Source organism: Pedobacter sp. 05L430, assembly GCF_056397585.1.
This window is the reverse complement of sequence record NZ_JBFTNT010000098.1, coordinates 1-18038: the sequence shown is the minus strand read 5'-3', so window position 1 is coordinate 18038 and position 18038 is coordinate 1. Positions and strand designations below refer to the sequence as shown.

The 18038-nt window shown below is 38.8% G+C and carries 18 protein-coding genes and 1 tRNA gene; 11 read left to right on the top strand and 8 right to left on the bottom strand.

Going from position 1 to position 18038, the window contains the following annotated elements:
• The 4 genes from AC1DG9_RS14425 to AC1DG9_RS14410 all read left to right on the top strand — a co-directional run.
• On the top strand, positions 1–295 hold a 295-nt coding region (locus tag AC1DG9_RS14425), incomplete at its 5' end, for an efflux RND transporter permease subunit (protein WP_477634784.1).
• Between the two features lie 14 nt (positions 296–309).
• The gene (locus AC1DG9_RS14420) at positions 310–1731 is read left to right on the top strand and encodes a TolC family protein (protein ID WP_337714911.1); all 1422 of its coding nucleotides are present in this window, start codon (positions 310–312) and stop codon (positions 1729–1731) included.
• A 51-nt stretch (positions 1732–1782) separates the two neighbouring features.
• Positions 1783–2328 carry a biliverdin-producing heme oxygenase gene (locus AC1DG9_RS14415; protein WP_288879977.1) on the top strand — a complete coding sequence of 182 codons (546 nt, stop codon included), beginning with the start codon at positions 1783–1785 and terminating at the stop codon, positions 2326–2328.
• A gap of 96 nt (positions 2329–2424) precedes the next feature.
• Entirely contained in the window at positions 2425–2661 is a 237-nt protein-coding gene (locus tag AC1DG9_RS14410; RefSeq protein ID WP_288879975.1) for a hypothetical protein, read from the top strand.
• A gap of 435 nt (positions 2662–3096) precedes the next feature.
• Here the strand turns inward: AC1DG9_RS14410 and AC1DG9_RS14405 are convergent, their stop codons facing one another.
• The 6 genes from AC1DG9_RS14405 to AC1DG9_RS14380 all read right to left on the bottom strand — a co-directional run bounded on the left by AC1DG9_RS14405 (position 3097) and on the right by AC1DG9_RS14380 (position 7894).
• Positions 3097–4206: a site-specific integrase gene (locus tag AC1DG9_RS14405; RefSeq protein WP_477634785.1), complete on the bottom strand. Its 1110-nt coding sequence runs from the start codon at positions 4204–4206 to the stop codon at positions 3097–3099.
• A 247-nt stretch (positions 4207–4453) separates the two neighbouring features.
• Positions 4454–4543: transfer RNA gene (locus AC1DG9_RS14400), tRNA-Ser, on the bottom strand.
• Between the two features lie 94 nt (positions 4544–4637).
• A complete protein-coding gene (locus tag AC1DG9_RS14395) occupies positions 4638–5630 on the bottom strand; it encodes a YihY/virulence factor BrkB family protein (protein WP_172663356.1) in 993 nt (330 codons plus the stop codon).
• Between the two features lie 9 nt (positions 5631–5639).
• Positions 5640–6047: an acyl-CoA thioesterase gene (locus tag AC1DG9_RS14390; RefSeq protein WP_172663355.1), complete on the bottom strand. Its 408-nt coding sequence runs from the start codon at positions 6045–6047 to the stop codon at positions 5640–5642.
• Positions 6047–7105, bottom strand: a complete 1059-nt coding sequence (mltG, locus tag AC1DG9_RS14385; protein WP_172663354.1) for an endolytic transglycosylase MltG — start codon at positions 7103–7105, stop codon at positions 6047–6049. The genes AC1DG9_RS14390 and mltG overlap by 1 nt, the downstream gene beginning before the upstream one ends.
• A gap of 18 nt (positions 7106–7123) precedes the next feature.
• Positions 7124–7894, bottom strand: coding sequence for a PASTA domain-containing protein (locus AC1DG9_RS14380; RefSeq protein WP_172663353.1), 771 nt, complete (start codon positions 7892–7894; stop codon positions 7124–7126).
• A 234-nt stretch (positions 7895–8128) separates the two neighbouring features.
• On the opposite strand from AC1DG9_RS14380, the gene AC1DG9_RS14375 reads away from it, so the two are divergent.
• The 3 genes from AC1DG9_RS14375 (at position 8129) to AC1DG9_RS14365 (ending at position 10187) form a co-directional block, all read left to right on the top strand.
• Positions 8129–9115, top strand: a complete 987-nt coding sequence (locus AC1DG9_RS14375) for a D-alanine--D-alanine ligase (RefSeq protein WP_172663352.1) — start codon at positions 8129–8131, stop codon at positions 9113–9115.
• A 27-nt stretch (positions 9116–9142) separates the two neighbouring features.
• Positions 9143–9724 carry a Crp/Fnr family transcriptional regulator gene (locus tag AC1DG9_RS14370; RefSeq protein ID WP_477634783.1) on the top strand — a complete coding sequence of 194 codons (582 nt, stop codon included), beginning with the start codon at positions 9143–9145 and terminating at the stop codon, positions 9722–9724.
• Positions 9725–9788: 64 nt separating this feature from the next.
• Positions 9789–10187, top strand: a complete 399-nt coding sequence (locus tag AC1DG9_RS14365) for a DUF983 domain-containing protein (RefSeq protein ID WP_172663350.1) — start codon at positions 9789–9791, stop codon at positions 10185–10187.
• A gap of 83 nt (positions 10188–10270) precedes the next feature.
• On the opposite strand, the gene AC1DG9_RS14360 is transcribed toward AC1DG9_RS14365, so the two are convergent.
• Together AC1DG9_RS14360 and AC1DG9_RS14355 are read right to left on the bottom strand one after the other, a co-directional pair.
• Positions 10271–11698, bottom strand: coding sequence for an MATE family efflux transporter (locus tag AC1DG9_RS14360; protein WP_288883821.1), 1428 nt, complete (start codon positions 11696–11698; stop codon positions 10271–10273).
• 299 nt (positions 11699–11997) lie between these two features.
• Positions 11998–12417 (bottom strand): acyl-CoA thioesterase, encoded by a 420-nt coding sequence (locus AC1DG9_RS14355; RefSeq protein ID WP_172663348.1) that lies wholly within the window; start codon positions 12415–12417, stop codon positions 11998–12000.
• Positions 12418–12566: 149 nt separating this feature from the next.
• Here AC1DG9_RS14355 and rpsO point away from each other — a divergent pair, with 149 nt between their 5' ends.
• The 4 genes from rpsO to AC1DG9_RS14335 form a co-directional block, all read left to right on the top strand.
• Entirely contained in the window at positions 12567–12845 is a 279-nt protein-coding gene (gene rpsO / locus AC1DG9_RS14350) for a 30S ribosomal protein S15 (protein WP_099438653.1), read from the top strand.
• Positions 12846–12983: 138 nt separating this feature from the next.
• Positions 12984–15134 carry a polyribonucleotide nucleotidyltransferase gene (gene pnp, locus AC1DG9_RS14345; protein ID WP_172663347.1) on the top strand — a complete coding sequence of 717 codons (2151 nt, stop codon included), beginning with the start codon at positions 12984–12986 and terminating at the stop codon, positions 15132–15134.
• A gap of 155 nt (positions 15135–15289) precedes the next feature.
• Positions 15290–15961 (top strand): ribulose-phosphate 3-epimerase, encoded by a 672-nt coding sequence (gene rpe / locus AC1DG9_RS14340; RefSeq protein WP_172663346.1) that lies wholly within the window; start codon positions 15290–15292, stop codon positions 15959–15961.
• A gap of 21 nt (positions 15962–15982) precedes the next feature.
• The coding region (locus tag AC1DG9_RS14335; protein ID WP_477634782.1) for a TonB-dependent receptor at positions 15983–18038 on the top strand (2056 nt) is incomplete at its 3' end.

Here is an 18038-nt window from a genome sequence, read left to right as displayed (position 1 = left end):
GGTGGAATCTGCACTGGGGGCTGCTAAACTTCGCATTCGTCCGATTATTATGACATCAATTGCATTTGTGGCAGGTATTACCCCTATGATGAGGGCTACCGGTCCATCCGCCATGGGCAACCACTCCATCAGTATCGGTGCGGCCGGAGGTATGGTAAGTGGGGTCGTCCTGGGACTATTTATTATACCGGTTCTGTTTGTAGTATTCCAAGCCTTGCATGAAAAAGTCACTAGCAAGAAGGTTCATTCGGAACCCAAGCCTGAACAGGTATTCGAAGCTGAAGCAATCAACTAAAAAGCATTTAAGTCATGAAAAATTCAATGAAAAATAATCGGATCATCCTAGTTATCGGGTTGCTTTTTACGGTTGCTAGTTGTAAAATCTCTAAAGATGTACAGGTCCCCAAACCGGAATTGCCGATTGCCTTCAATGAGGAGGCGGCAAAAGACACTGGGGGTATAGGTACTCTGCCATGGAAAAACTTTTTCCCAGACAAAGTATTACAGGTACTGATCGACAGCACCCTGAAAAAAAACTTTGACATGAGTATCGCGCTTAAAAACATAGAAGAAGCGCACCAAGTTGTAAGACAATCAAAGTGGAACAATGTGCCTGTTCTTGACTTCAATGCCACGGCCAACACCATTAATCCGTCGAAATACAGCCTCAACGGTATGACCGCCAGCCAGTTTTTAGGCTCCAATCATATCGAGGATTATTCTGCCGGCGCAACTCTCTCTTGGGAAGCTGATATCTGGGGAAGGATACGCAATACTAATAAATCGGCTCTTGCTGCCTATCTGCAAAGTGATGAAGCAAGAAAAATCTTGCAGACTGATCTTGTTACCAGCGTGTCCAAAGGTTATTTCAACCTGCTCATGCTGGACGAACAGCTGCGGGTCGCAAAGCGTAACATGGCGTTAAATGACAGTACATTGCACATAGTAAGCGTGCAATATAATGCCGGGCAGGTTACCTCCCTGGCTGTTCAGCAGGCGCAAGCGCAGCAACTTACAGCGGCAGAGCTTATTCCGCAACTTGAACAAGAGATTGCATTGCAGGAAAATGCGCTGCATATCCTTGCTGGCCAACTGCCAGGGAGCATCCACCGTCACGCCATCCTCGATGAAATCAAGTTTCCTGACGAGCTTTCAGTGGGTGTTCAGTCAGCTATGGTCCGCCGGAGGCCAGACGTCAGGAGCCGTGAGTTAGACTTAGTCATCGCGAATGCGAAAGTAGGAATCAATAAGGCTCAAATGTATCCTGCACTTCGGATTACTGCCAGTGGCGGTGTTAATGCACTGAAAGCAAGTGATTGGTTCAATATTCCCGGCTCACTCTTCGGCATTGTAGGGGCAAGTGTCCTACAGCCATTGCTTCAGCATAAGGAATTAAGTACACAGTATAAATTAGCCGATATGGAGCGGGAGAAAACAGTTATCCTTTTCCGGCAAACCGTAGTAAAAGCAATTGGTGAGGTATCCGATGCGATGGTAAGGATCGAAAAATTAAAACACCAGCACCTTATTGCGGCTAAACGTGTTGCAACGCTTAAGCAAGCGACTGCAAATGCCAATTCGCTTTTTCAAAATGGTATGGCAAACTACCTGGAGGTAATTACAGCACAGGGAAACGCACTCCAAAGTGAGCTTGATTTGGCTTCTGTCAAGAGGCAGGAATTATCTGCTATAGCTGATCTGTATCGCAGCTTGGGCGGCGGTACAGATTGATCGGGATGGAGTTGGTCGACATTTATTATTCAACTATAAAATTAAAGTATTATGATACACGAAGAATTAAGAAAACATACTACGGTAGCTCATCAGCAATTGGAAAAACTGGTAATATCTCAACTAAAGACTATCCGCAATAAAGAAGACTACGCGAGTCTTCTGAAAATCTTTTATGCTTATTTCAACTGCCTGGAGCAGGCCATAAGGCCTTATATCTCGGATGAAGTGCTACCGGACTATGCTGAGCGCAGACACGCGATCAGCCTTGCGAACGACATCAAAGGCCTGGGAGAAATACTAACGGGGCTACCGGAAGTGACCGTTCCCCCCATTGACAATACAGTTAAAGCGTTCGGCGCGCTGTATGTAATGGAAGGTTCTATAATGGGTGGTACAATTATCATCCAGATGCTGGCTCGGTGTGGGGTGACAGATGGTATTTCGTTCTTTAGGGGATATGGTTCAGAAACCGGCGCTAAATGGGCATCCTTTGTTTCAGTGCTCGACCGATATATTAATGAAGATTCCGAGCAAGAAGCCATAGAGGCGGCAAACCAAACTTTCTCACATTTTACAAATGTTTTCCTGCAATAGGAAAACAGGGACTGACAATTAGGTTAGTCCTAACTTTCATCACCCTTAAATTGATAACATAATGGAAAGGTCTTACTGATCGTTAAAAAAACTAAAATGGTAATTATATACCGTACAAATATTAATAGTAGAAGTCAGTTTCTGGCTGTAACCCGCCTGCTTAGTAATCTGTTTCAGGATCTGTGCATCAATATTGATCTTGAGGACAGCGAAAAGGTATTGCGGCTAGAAGGTAAGGAAATCGTAAGTGACAAGGTTATATATTTGTCATTATTAAAGGTTGAGGGAGAATGGAAGATAATTTCCAAAGTGTTTAACCTTTACTGGCCTTAACTAATAAGATGACCGGATTCCGAAATTTCTGATTTGGTTGACAGCCCTGGGGATTATTCCGTATGTGGCCACCTCTTTCGCGGAACGTGGCCTCATATTACGGCCCAAAATGATCAGTTGATTTCGTTGAAAAATGGTCAGTCGGCTTATTTTAAGCCGTTTTTAGCCTCAAGAAAAGCACTATGGAATGATACCTCATTTCGGTCATAAAAATTAATTAGCCTGCCTTTAATTGCGTTTCATTGCAAAATTCTGAAGCCAATCCATGAAGACTTCTTCAGGTACATAGATTTATCAAAAAGAAATGAAGTGTCTACTATCTGCGAAATATACACGCAAGCGACTGATTAATATGTTGATATGTTCTTTAAAACAAAGAAATGGATGTCGCATCCACGCACATCCCTTTTCTAACCAAATAAAGACATGTCACTTTTAAATGGAAGGGTATCTCTCTTTTATAAGAGCCATATCAGCGCCAACTTTAATGTCGAGTATCTTGGCATAATGTTGAGTGGTTTGAATATTAGTATGTCCCAGCATTTTTGAGACACTTTCTATAGGAATTCCATTTAACAGGGTGACGGTTGTTGCAAATGTATGCCTGGCAATGTGGAAGGTAATTGGTTTCTTGATGCCACAGAAATCTGCAATCTCTTTAAGATAGCTATTCATTTTCTGATTGCTTGAAACTGGAAATAGCATTCCGGTATTTAAGCAGGTCGGGTTATCGCGATATGAATTTAGAAGGGCAGAGGCTACTGGAAGCAAAGGAATGCGAGATGGAGTATTGGTTTTTTGCCTTTTTATGGAGATCCATTTGTCGCCATCTACGCCAGTTACAACATTGCAGCTTTTTAGATTTTTAACATCTATATAGGCGAGGCCTGTAAAGCAGCAAAATAAAAAGATATCTCTTACCTGTTCCAGTCTMTCCGACGCAAGTTCCTTATTGGCCATGCTCTCTATTTCCTGTTCGGTTAAGTAAACGCGCTCCACCTTTTTAATCTTGTTTTTATACCGTGCAAATGGATCAACCACAAGCCATCCGTTAGAAAGGCAAATGCGAATAATCTTACCGAAGTTTTTCAAGTATTTCACAGCTGAATTGTTAGCGCATTTTCGGACGGATCGCAAATAAAAATCGTATTCAGTTATAAAATCGAAGTTAACTTTTCTGATGTCGATGTCGCTAATCTTATACTTCCATTGTAAGAATTCAACAGTATGTTTTAAAGATGTCCTGTAACGCTCAGCTGTGCCCTTAGAGAACTCTCTTCCTACAAGTGCTTCCATCTTTTGGTTGTGGTCTTTAAAAATGTCAATTAAGGTGCGTTGCTTCGCTACCTTGCCCTGGAACTGATCTCTTAATTTCTCGGCGGTGATGGTGTCATCTTTTTCAGTTAATTGCCGATGTGCTTCGAATACTTTGTTTTGGAGATCGTCCAGGTAAGCATTCAAGGATTTCACCTCATCTTTTTTGCCATTGCAGCGGCCTGAAGTTGTGTTCCATTGTAGAGGATCACAGCATCGGCCAGTGGTTATTTCACAACGACATTAATGGTTAACAAATTTAGCTTTGCAGGTACTTTTTCACAAGATGTTCGTTGATTAAACATGTTGATTATCAGTCTGATGTGTTCGATTCGGTGAGTCATTTTCATTTTCCAAATTACTCACCGAATCACTCACTTATGAGATGAGAATTGATACATATTTTGGCATGTCCTAAAAAGCAAAAAGCCTGCTAATCATACGATTTGCAGGCTTTTTGTTGGTTTTGACACCTTTTTGGCGGAGAGTGGGGGATTCGAACCCGCGGACCCTTTGACAAGTCAACAGTTTTCAAGACTGCCGCAATCGACCACTCTGCCAACTCTCCGCGACAAAAGTACAAATACGACTTGATTTTGCAAATTCAGATTTAGATAATTCTGGTTAAAAGTGATAACGTGCTAAAAATGAGTGAGAAAAATTTATCTTTTCCCTAGTTTATCCTCTATTGGAGCCGCTTTTTTGAATAAATTGAAGTTAGGTCTGATGATTTTTACACTCCTTTTCGACAGATCTACGCTTGCATTTAGCTCAAATCCTACCAAAAGTATCAGAGAATTTAAATAAAGCCAGATCATAATAACGATAAGTGTACCGATAGAACCATAAACTTTATTGTATGAACTGAAGTTATTAATGTAAAAAGAGAAACCCCATACAGAGATAAAGGCGAGTATAGTAGCCAGCCACGAACCGGCACTGAAAAACTTCCATTTCTTGGCATGAGCCGGTCCGTATCTGTAAAGGATAGAAATCGTTACAAAATATAATATTCCTAACAGTGCCCATCTGGTAAGCTGGATAGCAAATGTTGTAAAACTCGCCTTAATGTTAAGTGTGGTTTCAATACGGTTTAATGCAATTTCACCAATTGCCATTGCTATAATACAAGTAATTACAGAAAAAGCAATCACAAGGGTTAGTAAAACGGCAATTAAGCGTTGTTTTACCCAGCTACGTGTTTCAATGATCAACGATGATTTATTAAAAGCCATCATTAGATTATGCACCCCATTAGTTGCAAAAAATAACGATAAAATAAATCCGAACGACAGCAAACCACTGTTCTGCTTATGTACAATTTCATCAAGCGTAGTGCTAAAAGCTTTATAAGCATCTTCTGGCAAAACCAAAATAATCAGGTTCATCAGTTGATCTTGAAAACCGATTTTCTTGGGTATAAAGGGGATCAGTGTAAATAAGAAGATGATGGCAGGGAAAATGGCCAGCATAAAATTATATGCCAGTGAAGAAGCCTTATTCACTAGAGAGTCTTTGCCAATCTCTTTAAAAAAGAATGTGGCAACAGTATAAATTGGTAGCGGACTAAAACCAGGCAAAACACAAACTTTTGTCCAGCTAATAAACATGGAATAAAGCCTGATTTTTAAAAGTTGCTTATGAACCCACTCCATCTATCAAATTTAATTAAAAAATACCCTTAACTTCTCCATAAAATTTTCTGGAGGAGAGCAAGGTTTGTTTTTTGCCATATCCACAAACACCAGCGTAGTTGTTCCAATGTTAATAAGTTCACCAGCCGGATTAGATAATTCATATTTAAAATGGATCCTCACACCGGGAAGGTCGTGGATCGTAGTTTTAATTGTGATTTCCTGATCATATAAAGCTGGCTTTATATATTTACAGTTAAGCTCTAAAACAGGCATCATTACACCCGCACTTTCCATTCCAACATAATCCATGCCCAAACTTCTTAGCATCTCTACACGCGCAACTTCGTAGTACTCGGCATAATTTCCGTAATAAACATATCCCATTTGGTCCGTTTCGCCGTATCTAACCCTTATTTTGGTAGTATGAGTATACATTATTTAAAAATATTGCGTTGGTTTAAGGCATCTCTATATTTTTTAGCGTTCCTTTCGTGCTCCTGAACTGTTACCGCAAAGTTATGGTAGCCGGAAAAATCTTCCTTGGCACACATGTAAATATAATTGTTATTATCACGGTTTAATACAGCGTCAATAGCATTAATACTAGGCATCATGATGGGCCCTGGAGGTAAACCGGCATATTTATAAGTATTGTATTTTGATTGTATACTTAAAAGCGAATTGGTAACACGTTTAACTGTAAAGTCGTTATTGGCAAAAATAACGGTTGGATCTGCCTGAAGCAATATACCTTTATTTAAGCGGTTTAAATACAGACCTGCAATAATAGGCATTTCTTTGTCGTATAAAGCTTCGGCATCAACGATGGAAGCTAATATAGAAACCTGAATAGGAGTTAGGTTTAACGATGCTGCTTTTTGTTTGCGATCAGCATTCCAGAATTTATCATATTCAGCATGCATTCTGTCAAAGAACTCCGAAGCAGTAACATTCCAATACATTTCGTAAGTGTTAGGAATGAACATCACATAGCTGTTATCTTTATTAAAACCATACTTTTCAAGCAAAGACGCAGAGTCGAGCAGATTTATAAAAGTTAAAGAATCTGGTTCAAGGTTTCTTGAGAGATAGCCGGCAAAGTTTTCTTTTTGCCTTAAGTTTTGAAACTTAAGTTTTACAGGATCCTGATTGCCCGACTTCAGCATATTAATAATGCTGCGGTTATTCATACCTTTTGCCAGTTTATAGCGCCCTGGTTTTAAAGAACGTGCAAGCTGCATTTTTCCGGAAGCTTCACTAAAAGAACCTATATCGGTTAGCATATCTTTTAGTTTAATCTCTTTATAAAGGTCGTCGATATTGTAACCTGTTCTTATATACAGGTATTTTTCGTTGCCCGTAACATTTGGTGCAAAGTATACTTTATATAATTTAAGTCCATAAAAGCCCCCGGCAATTAAAACAAGCAATAGTAAGCCTAATATTATTTTGGTATTCTTTTTAAGACCTGTTTTATTTTCTTCGTTTGACATATATAAATGATAGTGTGATTAATTTTTATTAGATAATGTAATGTTTACTGGTGTTCCAATTTTTACTTTAGTTACCGAATCTGTTGCAAGTGGGTCCTGTTTTATGATTACAGCATTGGCAGAATCCGTCACAACCCCCTCATATGTAACTGTTCCAAGGTTTAACATCGCGCCATTTCTCAATGCAAACAATGCCTCATCCTTAGTTAAGCCGATAAGAGTTGGAATGTCTACTTCTTCATTTCCTTTTCCGTCGCCCAATAAAAAGTCAATTCTTGACCCTTTCGGTACCATTTCCCCAACTTTAATGGGCTGATTTCCAAAAGAAACTTCCAAAACAACATCTCTGCTCACATCCGGTTTATAAGTAGTGTCCCCAAGTTTCAGACCAAAACTTTCAATTATTGCCTGGGCTTGTCTTAATGATTTATATACGACATCCGGAAATTTAACATTTGGAGCCTTATTCATGCTCACAGTCAGGTAAATTGTTCTGTTGTCTTTTACAAAAGTATTAGGGTTTGGATCCTGATCTATTACTGTTCCCGGAGGGGTATCCATAATATAAACAGAATCGACCTCATAACGTAAACCCAACTGTTCAAGCTTACTAACCGCTTGTGTAAATGATAGTCCTTTAACTGATGGTACATTTAAACCCTGGCCATGTTTGGTGTAATACCTTAAACTAAAGAATGCGGTAAATAAGATTACTGCAACAGTAATTATAGCAGCAATAAGATTGTTCCTAAATGAATTTGTTTTTAAATAAGATATGAATTTGCCCATGCGTTTTTCTCTTCTGAAGGTATAGCGTCCAAATTTAGATTAAAATAATATTTTATTGGAATTAAAATGACATCTGCACCAACTAATTTATATTTGTGCCTTAGCTGACCTGGTCACTTTGCTTAGTTAGATCGCTCGGACAGTTGTTGACCAACGATAGTAAGTTATGTATACATTATAACTCATAACGCGTATACATATAATAGATGTATTAGAATTTAAAAAATTATACAGATGAAGAAAACAATAGCATTGCTAACCGGAGGTACCACTGGCGAATGGGTAGTCTCCGTTAAAAGTGCCGCAACAATAGCACAGAATTTAGATACCAGTAAATTCGATGTTTATAAAATTATGCTTACCCAGCAAGGCTGGTTTTATGAGCCTGCAGATTCTGTGAAAATAGAGGTTGACCGTAACGATTTTTCTCTTACCATAAAAGGAAGAAAAATAATGTTCGAAGGGGTATTTATAGCTATACACGGCTCCCCGGGCGAAGATGGCAAGCTACAAGGGTATTTTGATATGCTTAATATTCCGTATACAACATGTGATGCGCTTACATCGGCCATTACCATGAACAAAGGTTATACAAAGGCCGTTGTACAAAATATAGATCAATTGAATGTTGCTAAATCTGCTCAGATCTTTAAGAATGTACCTTACGATTTAATTCAACTAAAAAAAGACCTTAAATTACCATACTTTGTTAAACCAAATAACGGCGGCAGTAGCATCGGCATGAGTAAGGTTAGCCATGGCAATGATTTGGAAGCAGCTCTTGAGAAAGCTTTTCATGAGGATAACCAAATTTTGATAGAAGAGTTTATATCAGGCAGAGAGTTTACCGTTGGTGTAGTAAAACTTGATGGCAAAATAAAGGTGTTGCCTATTACAGAGGTAGAAACGGCAAAAGAGTTTTTTGATTTTGAAGCTAAATATACTCCTGGAGTAGCCACAGAAACAACCCCTGCAGCGGTTAAACCGGCAACAAGAGACAGAGTGGCAAAAATAGCAGAAGCTGTTTATGTGAAGTTGAATTGCAGGGGGGTAGTACGTATAGATTTTATACTTACAGAAGATGAAGGTGATTTTTACTTCATTGAGATAAATACCATTCCCGGACAAACTTCAACCAGCTTTATTCCTCAACAAGTTGCAGCAATGGGAATGAAGTTAAATGATTTTTATACTAAGCTCATTAAGGAAACGATAGGGTAGCATTTAACATGAAAATGCATTTTCATCATGACAATTAAATATTTGCTGGATAATAATTTTAAACCATCTCTTTATAAAAAGGGAGATGTAATTTATGAGCCTGGAGCTCATCCCAGGGCAGTATATTTTATAAAGAGTGGCAAGGTGAGAATGGTAACCGTAAATGATGATGGCAAAGAATTTATACAAGGCATCTTTAAAGCCAACGAGTATTTCGGAKAACCTGCATTATTGGTTAATAAATCTTATCTGGCCTACACAATCGCCACTCAGGATTCGGAAATTATAGTGGTAAAAGGAGAGGACTTTCTTAAAATGCTAAAGGAACATCCTGATTTTAGTATGAAGCTTATTCAGACCCTGAGCCATCGTTTGTTTTATAAGTCAATGATGCTCGAAGAACTGGCAAATGAACATGCAGAACACAGAATAAGAACGCTTATTGCTTACCTGTTTAAAGATGTAGAACATAGTCAGGAGCTAAAGGTAACCCGGCAGCAGCTCGCAGACATGAGCGGGCTACGAGTGGAAACGGTAATCCGTATCATCAAAAAACTTTCAGATCAGAAGGAATTGAAACTGCTTAGGGGTAAAATCATTAGAATTTAAGTATGATCTGGATCATAAATTAACTGTTTTATCTGTCGTATTTTTGTGTCATAATATTAAAGTTATGAAACCAATATCAAAAATACAGGCAGTTGTGGAGTGTAAATGTCCAAGATGTAGAAAAGGCCCAATATTTTCTGGTAAGCTTTATGCTTTTAAGGGCCAGACAACTAATGAATATTGTCCCGTTTGTAACCTTCGTTTTGAAAGGGAACCTGGCTTTTTTTATGTAGCAATGTTCATTAGTTATGCTATGAATGTTGCTGAAATGATTACCATCGCGGTAGCAGCTTATATACTGGGCGTAGATCTTACTTACGAGAACCTTTGGATATATGTTGCCATTATTATGGTTGGTGTATTTCTATTTGCTCCGTTTAATTACCGCTATTCAAGAGTGTTTTTATTGCACTGGCTTACACCTGGCCTGGGGTATGTTCCGGATTTGAAACACCAGGCATAAGGTTCAATATTTTCATAGCACAAGCCGTCATCTTGACGATAGGAGTGATGACGGCTTGTGCTGCCGTTAGATTTATAACGCAGTTAGACTTTTATAGTCTTCCATTTTCCTATTTTGAATAGAATATAACCTGCTATTGCAATACCTGTTTCGGCAACCGGAATGGCAATAAATACGCCTGTCGGGCCCATTTCTAAATATTTAGCAAGGAAGTAACCCAAAGGAATCTGGAACAGCCAGAAGCCAAAAAGATTAACCCATGTAGGCGTCCAGGTATCTCCGGCACCGTTAAAGGTGCTGATCAGAACCATGCCAATACCATAAAAGATATATCCAAGACTCATAATCTGAAGCGCATTTTTCGCAACCTCCTGTATTAAAACATCATTGCTGAAAAATGATATAAAATAGCGTCCAACGCCAAAGGTTAACACCATAACAAATAGCATATAAATCACCACATATTTTGCAGTTTTCATTACAGATTGCTCTGCCCGGTCAATATGTTTTGCGCCCAGATTCTGGCCAACCAGCGTTGCAGCAGCATTGCTCATTCCCCATGCCGGAAGCATAAAGAACATCATAAGCCTTAACGCAGTTTGATAACCTGCTGATCCATGATCTCCACCTGTTGTGGCTACAAGCTGCGCCAAAAATATCCAGCTGCACGATGCAATAACAAATTGGAAAATACCAGGAGTAGCAATTTTTAATAAAGCTTTTATCTGTTCAAAATGAGGCCTGAAATAGGATAACTTTATTTTTAAAAGGCTTTTGCCACTTACAAGGTGATAAACCTGATAGCACACACCAATGCCGCGCCCGATACTTGTAGCCATTGCTGCGCCTGTTAATCCAAATGCAGGGATTGGGCCAAAACCATTAATTAAAACAGGGCATAGAATGATATTGGCAATATTGGCAATCCATAAGCTTTTCATGGCTATAGCCGCATTACCAGCACCTCTGAATATCCCGTTAATAAGGAATAACAAAACAATAATAATACTGCCGCCCATCATAATGCGCATAAATGTTGTGCCTTGCGCTGCAGTTTCGGCCGATGCACCCATTAATAATAAAATGTCGGTTGCGTAAATAAGTCCCGCAATGCTAATGATCAGGTTAAACGCAACTGCAATTATTATTGCCTGCATTCCAGCTTTTGAGGCAGCAACCGGATCTTTCTCACCAATCCTTCTGGCTACCACAGCCGTTGCAGCCATGCTCATTCCAATGGCAAGTGAGTAGATAACGGTCAGTACAGATTCTGTGAGCCCTACTGTTTGTATTGCATGACTGCTGTTGTGTAAATGTCCTACAAAGTAAAGGTCTACCAATGCAAAAACAGATTCCATAGCCATTTCCAGCATCATAGGAATGGCCAGTAAAATAACAGCTTTACGAATGCTACCTTGGGTAAAATCGAGATCTTCGCCTTTAAGGGCCTGTTTTATAAGTGTAAAAATTTGAGATAGCTTGCCTAATGAAGCTGTTTTTTGTTCTAACATGGGGTAAGGGAAAAAGTAATAAATAAACCGCGACCAGCTAGAAAAGCTGTGTCAGTATTTTGTCGAATAGGTGGAGCCCTTGGTCTTTAGGACCTCAAACGGACTGCAAATACTTTCATCGTAATGCGGTTGAGTTAGAAAACAAATATATATAATTTACAATTACAATTCTATATTTTTTTGTGCTGAATTATTATGAGTCCACGTTAAGTCCACATTTTTACAGAAAAAAGGCGGACTTATTATGGTCGGATTATTTATTGAATATGGATTTACATTAAATGTTTATAAGTCAAGTATTAAATGCTGTATGCCTTTATCATTTCTTCATTTACTTTACAGCCCTTTCCGGTGGTGGTGTCAATCATCACATAATCAAACCAGCCATCAGAAGCAATTTTACCTGTTCTTTTATTTTCAATTTCGAACTGTACACGGCAACCTTTTTCATTGATTGTTAAAATTCCGGTGCGGATAGCAATTATATCGCCCAAAATAAGCGGACGTTTAAAGTCAACAAGTGCGGTACGTACCACCCAGCCAAAGCCACTATTTAAAAAAGATTCCATTGGCATTTTATAAAATTCAGCCATTTGATCATAACGGGCAGCAAGCACATAGTCAAAGTATTTGCTATTATGGACATGGTTAAACATATCGATATCATCAGGACGTACTTTTAGCTCACTTTCAAATATACTGTATTGGTTTTTTTCCATAAATAAGTCGTAACAGCCACAAAAATAAGGTTTAGTAATGGCCAATTTTCTCGTCGAGCCAAAATTTTACGCATACTTGTTAATCTTTAAAACTTACACTATCTTTGCACCCAATTAATTAATCATTTAAACTTTAGTATCATTCAAGAATGTATTTAAGTAAAGAAAAGAAAGCTGAAATCTTTAAACAGCATGGTGAAGTAGAAACTAATACAGGTTCTGCTGAAGGTCAGGTAGCGTTATTTACATACCGCATTGCACATTTAACTGAGCACTTAAAGAAAAATCGTAAAGATTATTCTACTCAGTTATCACTACAAAAATTAGTAGGTAAACGCCGTGGTATTTTGGCATATCTATTTAAAAAAGATATTGAGCGCTATCGTGCTATCATCAAGACTTTAGGTCTAAGGGATATCATCAAATAGAACTACTTATATCAAGAAAAGCCATTCTTTAGGGATGGCTTTTTTAATTTCTTGATATTATTATCTTAACTTGCAAAGAAAATAATATATATAAATCCGGTGTGTGAAAAGAGGAAAACACACCACAACAATTTTTAAATGAATGTAATAAAAAAATCGTTCGACTTGGGCGATGGAAGAACAATCGAAATTGAAACAGGAAAATTAGCTAAACAAGCTGATGGTTCGGTGGTAGTTAAAATGGGCGATACCATGCTTTTGGCAACTGTAGTTTCTACAGTAGGCGCTAAGGCTGGTGTTGATTTTTTACCTTTATCTGTTGATTATCAGGAGAAATACGCTGCCGCAGGCCGTATCCCTGGAGGTTTTCTTCGTCGCGAGGCAAGATTATCTGATTATGAAGTTTTAATTTCACGTTTAGTAGATCGCGCTTTGCGCCCGATGTTCCCTGAAGATTATCACTCTGATACTCAGGTAATGATCTCATTGATCTCTTCTGATAAAAATATAATGCCAGACTGTTTAGCTGGTTTAGCTGCTTCGGCTGCCATTGCGGTTTCAGATATTCCGTTTAACGGACCAATCTCTGAAGTACGTGTAGCTAAAATTGATGGCAAACTGGTAATTAACCCTTACGTGAGCGATTTAGAGCGTGCATCATTGGAATTCCTTGTTGCAGGTACTGAAAAAGACATCGTAATGGTTGAAGGTGAGTGTGATGAGATTTCTGAAACTGAAATGGTTGAGGCCATTGAATTTGCTCATAAAGCAATCGTTATCCAGGTTCAGGCTCAAAAAGAACTTGCTGAACTTGTAGGTAAAACTGTAAAACGTGAGTATTCTCATGAAGACAGTAACCCTGAATTAAAAGAGCAGGTTTATGCTGCTACTTACGACAAGGTTTATGCTGTAGCTAAAAGCAACACAAGCAAAGGTGAGCGTGGTGATGCATTTGGTACGATCTTAATGGACTTCATAGCTACATTGGGAGAAGATATTGATGATGTAACCGGTTTCCTTGCTAAAAAATATTTCCACGATGTACAATATGATGCTATCCGTAACCTGGTTTTAGATGAAGGAATTCGTTTAGACGGTCGTGACGTACGTACAGTACGCCCAATCTGGAGTGAAATAGGTTACTTGCCTTCAGCTCACGGTTCTGCAGTATTTACACGTGGTGAAACACAATCATTAACTACCGTTACTTTAGGATCTAAAGATGATGAGCAAATGATTGATGGTGCGTTCATCAATGGATACAACAAATTCCTATTGCACTATAATTTCCCAGGTTTCTCAACTGGCGAGGTTCGTCCTAACAGAGGTGCTGGTCGTCGTGAAATTGGTCATGGTAACCTGGCTATGCGTTCTTTAAAGAAAGTGTTGCCTGGATTGGAAGAAAATCCTTATACCATCCGTATCGTTTCTGATATCTTGGAATCTAACGGTTCTTCGTCAATGGCAACTGTTTGTGCTGGTACATTAGCACTTATGGATGCCGGTATTAAAATCAAAGCTCCGGTATCGGGTATTGCAATGGGTTTAATTACTGATGAGAAAACTGGTAAATATGCAATCCTTTCTGATATCTTAGGTGATGAAGATCACTTAGGTGATATGGACTTTAAAGTAACCGGTACTGAAAAAGGTATTGTTGCTTGTCAAATGGACTTAAAAATCAATGGCTTGAAATGGGAAGTGTTAACAAACGCTTTAATTCAGGCTAAAGAGGCTCGTTTGCATATCTTAAATGAGATGAAGAAAACAATTTCTGCACCTCGCGAAGATTATAAAGACCATGCTCCACGTATTGTTTCTTTAAGTATTGATAAAGAATTTATTGGTGCTGTAATAGGGCCAGGCGGTAAAATTATTCAGGAAATGCAACGTGAAACTGGCGCTTCTATCTCTATCGAAGAGGTTGGAAACAAAGGTATCGTTGAAATCTTTGCTGATAACAAAGCTGCAATTGATGCTGCTGTTACCCGTATCAATGCAATAGCTGCTAAACCGGAAATAGGTGCAACTTACAGTGGTAAGGTAAAATCTATTATGCCATTTGGTGCATTTGTAGAGATTATGCCAGGTAAAGATGGTTTACTTCACATTTCTGAAATTGACTGGACTCGTTTAGAAACAATGGACGGTGTGTTTAAAGAAGGTGATAAAGTTGAAGTGAAACTTTTGGATGTTGATAAACAAGGTAAAATGAAACTTTCTAGAAAAGCTTTATTGCCTCGTCCACCAAAAGCAGAAGCTGCTCCAGCTGAAAATAAGCCGGCTTAATCCAAAGGTAGGTCTGTCAGCCGAGGGTAAATCCTTCGGTTTGTCGCTTCTTATATACTCAAAACCCTGCAAATCGCGGGGTTTTTTGGTATAAGATGGGTTATTTCTTTATATTTACAATTGTGAACCAGCTATAAATTAAAAACACCTTTCTCATGAAACACCTTATTGCTCCCTCTTTACTTTCCGCTGATTTTGCTAACCTTCAACGTGATATTGAAATGGTTAATTCGAGTGAGGCAGACTGGTTTCATGTAGATGTGATGGATGGTGTGTTTGTACCAAATATATCTTTTGGTTTTCCAGTAATGGAAGCAATAAAAAGATATGCTACAAAGCCTTTGGATGTTCACCTTATGATTGTTAATCCTGATCAGTATATTGAGCGTTTTGCAGCTGCAGGCGCATCAGTAATAACGGTGCATTACGAAGCTTGTACACACTTGCATAGAACGATTCAGGCAATTCATGCCACTGGTTGCAAGGCGGGTGTTGCAATTAACCCTCATACTCCTGTGGGCTTACTTAAAGATGTTTTGGCAGATCTGGATCTGGTGCTTGTTATGTCAGTGAATCCGGGTTTTGGTGGCCAAAAGTTTATTCCTAATACGCTAAATAAACTAAGGGAGTTAAAAGCTATGGCCTCAGTTGTTAATCCTGATCTGCTCATAGAAGTTGATGGCGGGGTAGGGATAAAGAACCTGGCCGATCTGATTCAGGCGGGTGCAAGCGTTTTTGTTGCAGGAAATGCCATTTTTGCTGCTCCTTCTCCATCGGTCATGATCTCTGAATTAAAACAACTTGATGCACAATTGAAATCATCATAAGCTCACAGCTTTGTAACATAAATGTATAGACTTTGCCTGCTGCTCTCAGTTTTACTATTTGGTTTTACGTATGTAAATGCACAACCTCTTGTAAAAGTGTCAGGACTAATTACAGATGATCTGAAGAGCCCATTGTCTATGGTAACCATTAGCGTTGTTGGACAAAACCAGTCGACCGCATCTGATGACAAGGGGAGTTATAATATTTATTCAAGTACCACCTCTTTTACATTGAAATACAGTCTGTTAGGTTATAAATCTGTTTTGGTTGAGTTTAAATATGGTAAGGCCGGCAGGATTATTCAAAATGTTTCATTAACACGGAATATAAACGAACTGGAGCAGGTTACCATTACCACAAAACAAAATCAGCTTCGTAACAGCACCACTATTAATATTGCAGATATTGCTTCTATACCCTCAGTTTCGGGTAATTTTGAAGTGGTTCTTAAAACATTACCGGGGGTATCTACTAATAATGAATTGAGCGCTCAGTATAGCGTTAGGGGAGGTAATTTTGATGAAAACCTGGTATATGTAAATGATGTTGAAATTAGCCGGCCTGTGCTGATCAGAAATGGACAGCAGGAGGGTTTGAGTTTTATTAACAGTGATTTGTTAAGCTCTGCCAAGTTCTCTACAGGTGGCTTTGAATCCAGATATGGTGATAAATTATCATCAGTACTGGATGTGAAATATGATCGGCCGGATAGTAGTGAGGCCGTATTGAACCTTGGTATGCTGGGAGCCGGTTTTAGTTCTAAGATTTTAAACAAAAACAGCTATCTGCTTGCAGGATTGAGGTATAAGAATAATACAAGTATATTAAACAGACAAGATAATAAAGGGAGCTATGCGCCTAATTTTACCGATGCGCAATTGATTTATCATCAAAATGTTTCGTCTAAAATGAGTGTTGATTTTTTAGGGAGTTTTAATAGTGGGATCTTTAAATTAATACCCGAAAGCAGAGAAACCCAATTTGGAACATTAAGTACTGTGATGCGCTTGCAAACAGACTACAGCGGAAAGGAAATTGATGATTATCAGACAGCAGGAGGGGCCATAACCTTTGCCTTTTACCCTAAATCGAATCTGGTTATAAAGTGGATAAACAGTTATTTTAATACCCTTGAAAGAGAAAGAATAGACATAGAGGGGAGATATGTGTTTGATGAGGTTAACAATACCTTTGCAGATGGAAACTTTGGCGCTGTTAGGATCAACAAAGGCGTAGGGAAGTATATCAATTATGCCCGCAATAACCTGGAGTCAGAAAACCTCAGTTCGGAGGTAAAGGTAGATCAGGATTATGAAAACCATACGTTTTCATTGGGCTTAAGGTTTGAGCRCAAGAAATATAACGATAATTTAAATGAATATAGTCTTATAGATTCGGCAGGATATATACAACAGGGAGGGTTAAATAATTTCTATCAGGACAACCTTATTAATGTTAGAAATGACCTGGCAATTCAATACTACAGCGCTTATATTCAGGATAGTTACACCTTGTCAGTCAACTCAACCCTTCAGCTTGGTGTAAGGGGTAATTATAATACTTTAAGTAAGCAATTTCTCCTTAGCCCCAGGTTGCTTTTGGCTTACAGGCCATCGAGCAATAATAAAATTTTCAGATTTACTGCCGGAGTATATCAGCAGGCTCCCGACTACAGGAGCATCAGGGATTTTAATGGAATTCTTAATTTAAATCAGCAGGCACAAAGGTCATACAATACATCGGCAGGTTTGGACTATGCATTTGATGGTCTGGGAACACGTCTAAAGTTTACTTCTGAGCTTTATTTTAAATATCAGGACAGGCTTATTCCTTATATGATGGATAATGTAAGGGTAAAGTATCTTGCCGGAGAGTTGGCAAAAGGCTATATCTATGGAGCAGACCTGAGCATTGGCGGTGAGTTTGTAAAGGATCTGGTGTCTTATTTCAGAATGTCTTTAATGAAGGCTAATCAGAATATCTTCAATGATGAGCGGGGTTATTTAAAAAGGCCAACAGATCAGAGAATTAATTTCTCAGTTTATTTTCAGGATAGATTGCTGAACAGCCCTACCT

Bases quoted from the DNA above. Each gene is read 5' to 3' on its own strand.
- rpe (WP_172663346.1), top strand. From the start codon at position 15,290: ATGAAACACCTTATTGCTCCCTCTTTACTTTCCGCTGATTTTGCTAAC.
- AC1DG9_RS14380 (WP_172663353.1), bottom strand. From the start codon at position 7,894: ATGGGCAAATTCATATCTTATTTAAAAACAAATTCATTTAGGAACAAT.
- pnp (WP_172663347.1), top strand. From the start codon at position 12,984: ATGAATGTAATAAAAAAATCGTTCGACTTGGGCGATGGAAGAACAATC.
- AC1DG9_RS14355 (WP_172663348.1), bottom strand. From the start codon at position 12,417: ATGGAAAAAAACCAATACAGTATATTTGAAAGTGAGCTAAAAGTACGT.
- AC1DG9_RS14395 (WP_172663356.1), bottom strand. From the start codon at position 5,630: ATGGAGTGGGTTCATAAGCAACTTTTAAAAATCAGGCTTTATTCCATG.
- AC1DG9_RS14360 (WP_288883821.1), bottom strand. From the start codon at position 11,698: ATGTTAGAACAAAAAACAGCTTCATTAGGCAAGCTATCTCAAATTTTT.
- rpsO (WP_099438653.1), top strand. From the start codon at position 12,567: ATGTATTTAAGTAAAGAAAAGAAAGCTGAAATCTTTAAACAGCATGGT.
- AC1DG9_RS14415 (WP_288879977.1), top strand. From the start codon at position 1,783: ATGATACACGAAGAATTAAGAAAACATACTACGGTAGCTCATCAGCAA.
- AC1DG9_RS14420 (WP_337714911.1), top strand. From the start codon at position 310: ATGAAAAATTCAATGAAAAATAATCGGATCATCCTAGTTATCGGGTTG.
- AC1DG9_RS14390 (WP_172663355.1), bottom strand. From the start codon at position 6,047: ATGTATACTCATACTACCAAAATAAGGGTTAGATACGGCGAAACGGAC.
- AC1DG9_RS14375 (WP_172663352.1), top strand. From the start codon at position 8,129: ATGAAGAAAACAATAGCATTGCTAACCGGAGGTACCACTGGCGAATGG.
- mltG (WP_172663354.1), bottom strand. From the start codon at position 7,105: ATGTCAAACGAAGAAAATAAAACAGGTCTTAAAAAGAATACCAAAATA.
- AC1DG9_RS14365 (WP_172663350.1), top strand. From the start codon at position 9,789: ATGAAACCAATATCAAAAATACAGGCAGTTGTGGAGTGTAAATGTCCA.
- AC1DG9_RS14410 (WP_288879975.1), top strand. From the start codon at position 2,425: ATGGTAATTATATACCGTACAAATATTAATAGTAGAAGTCAGTTTCTG.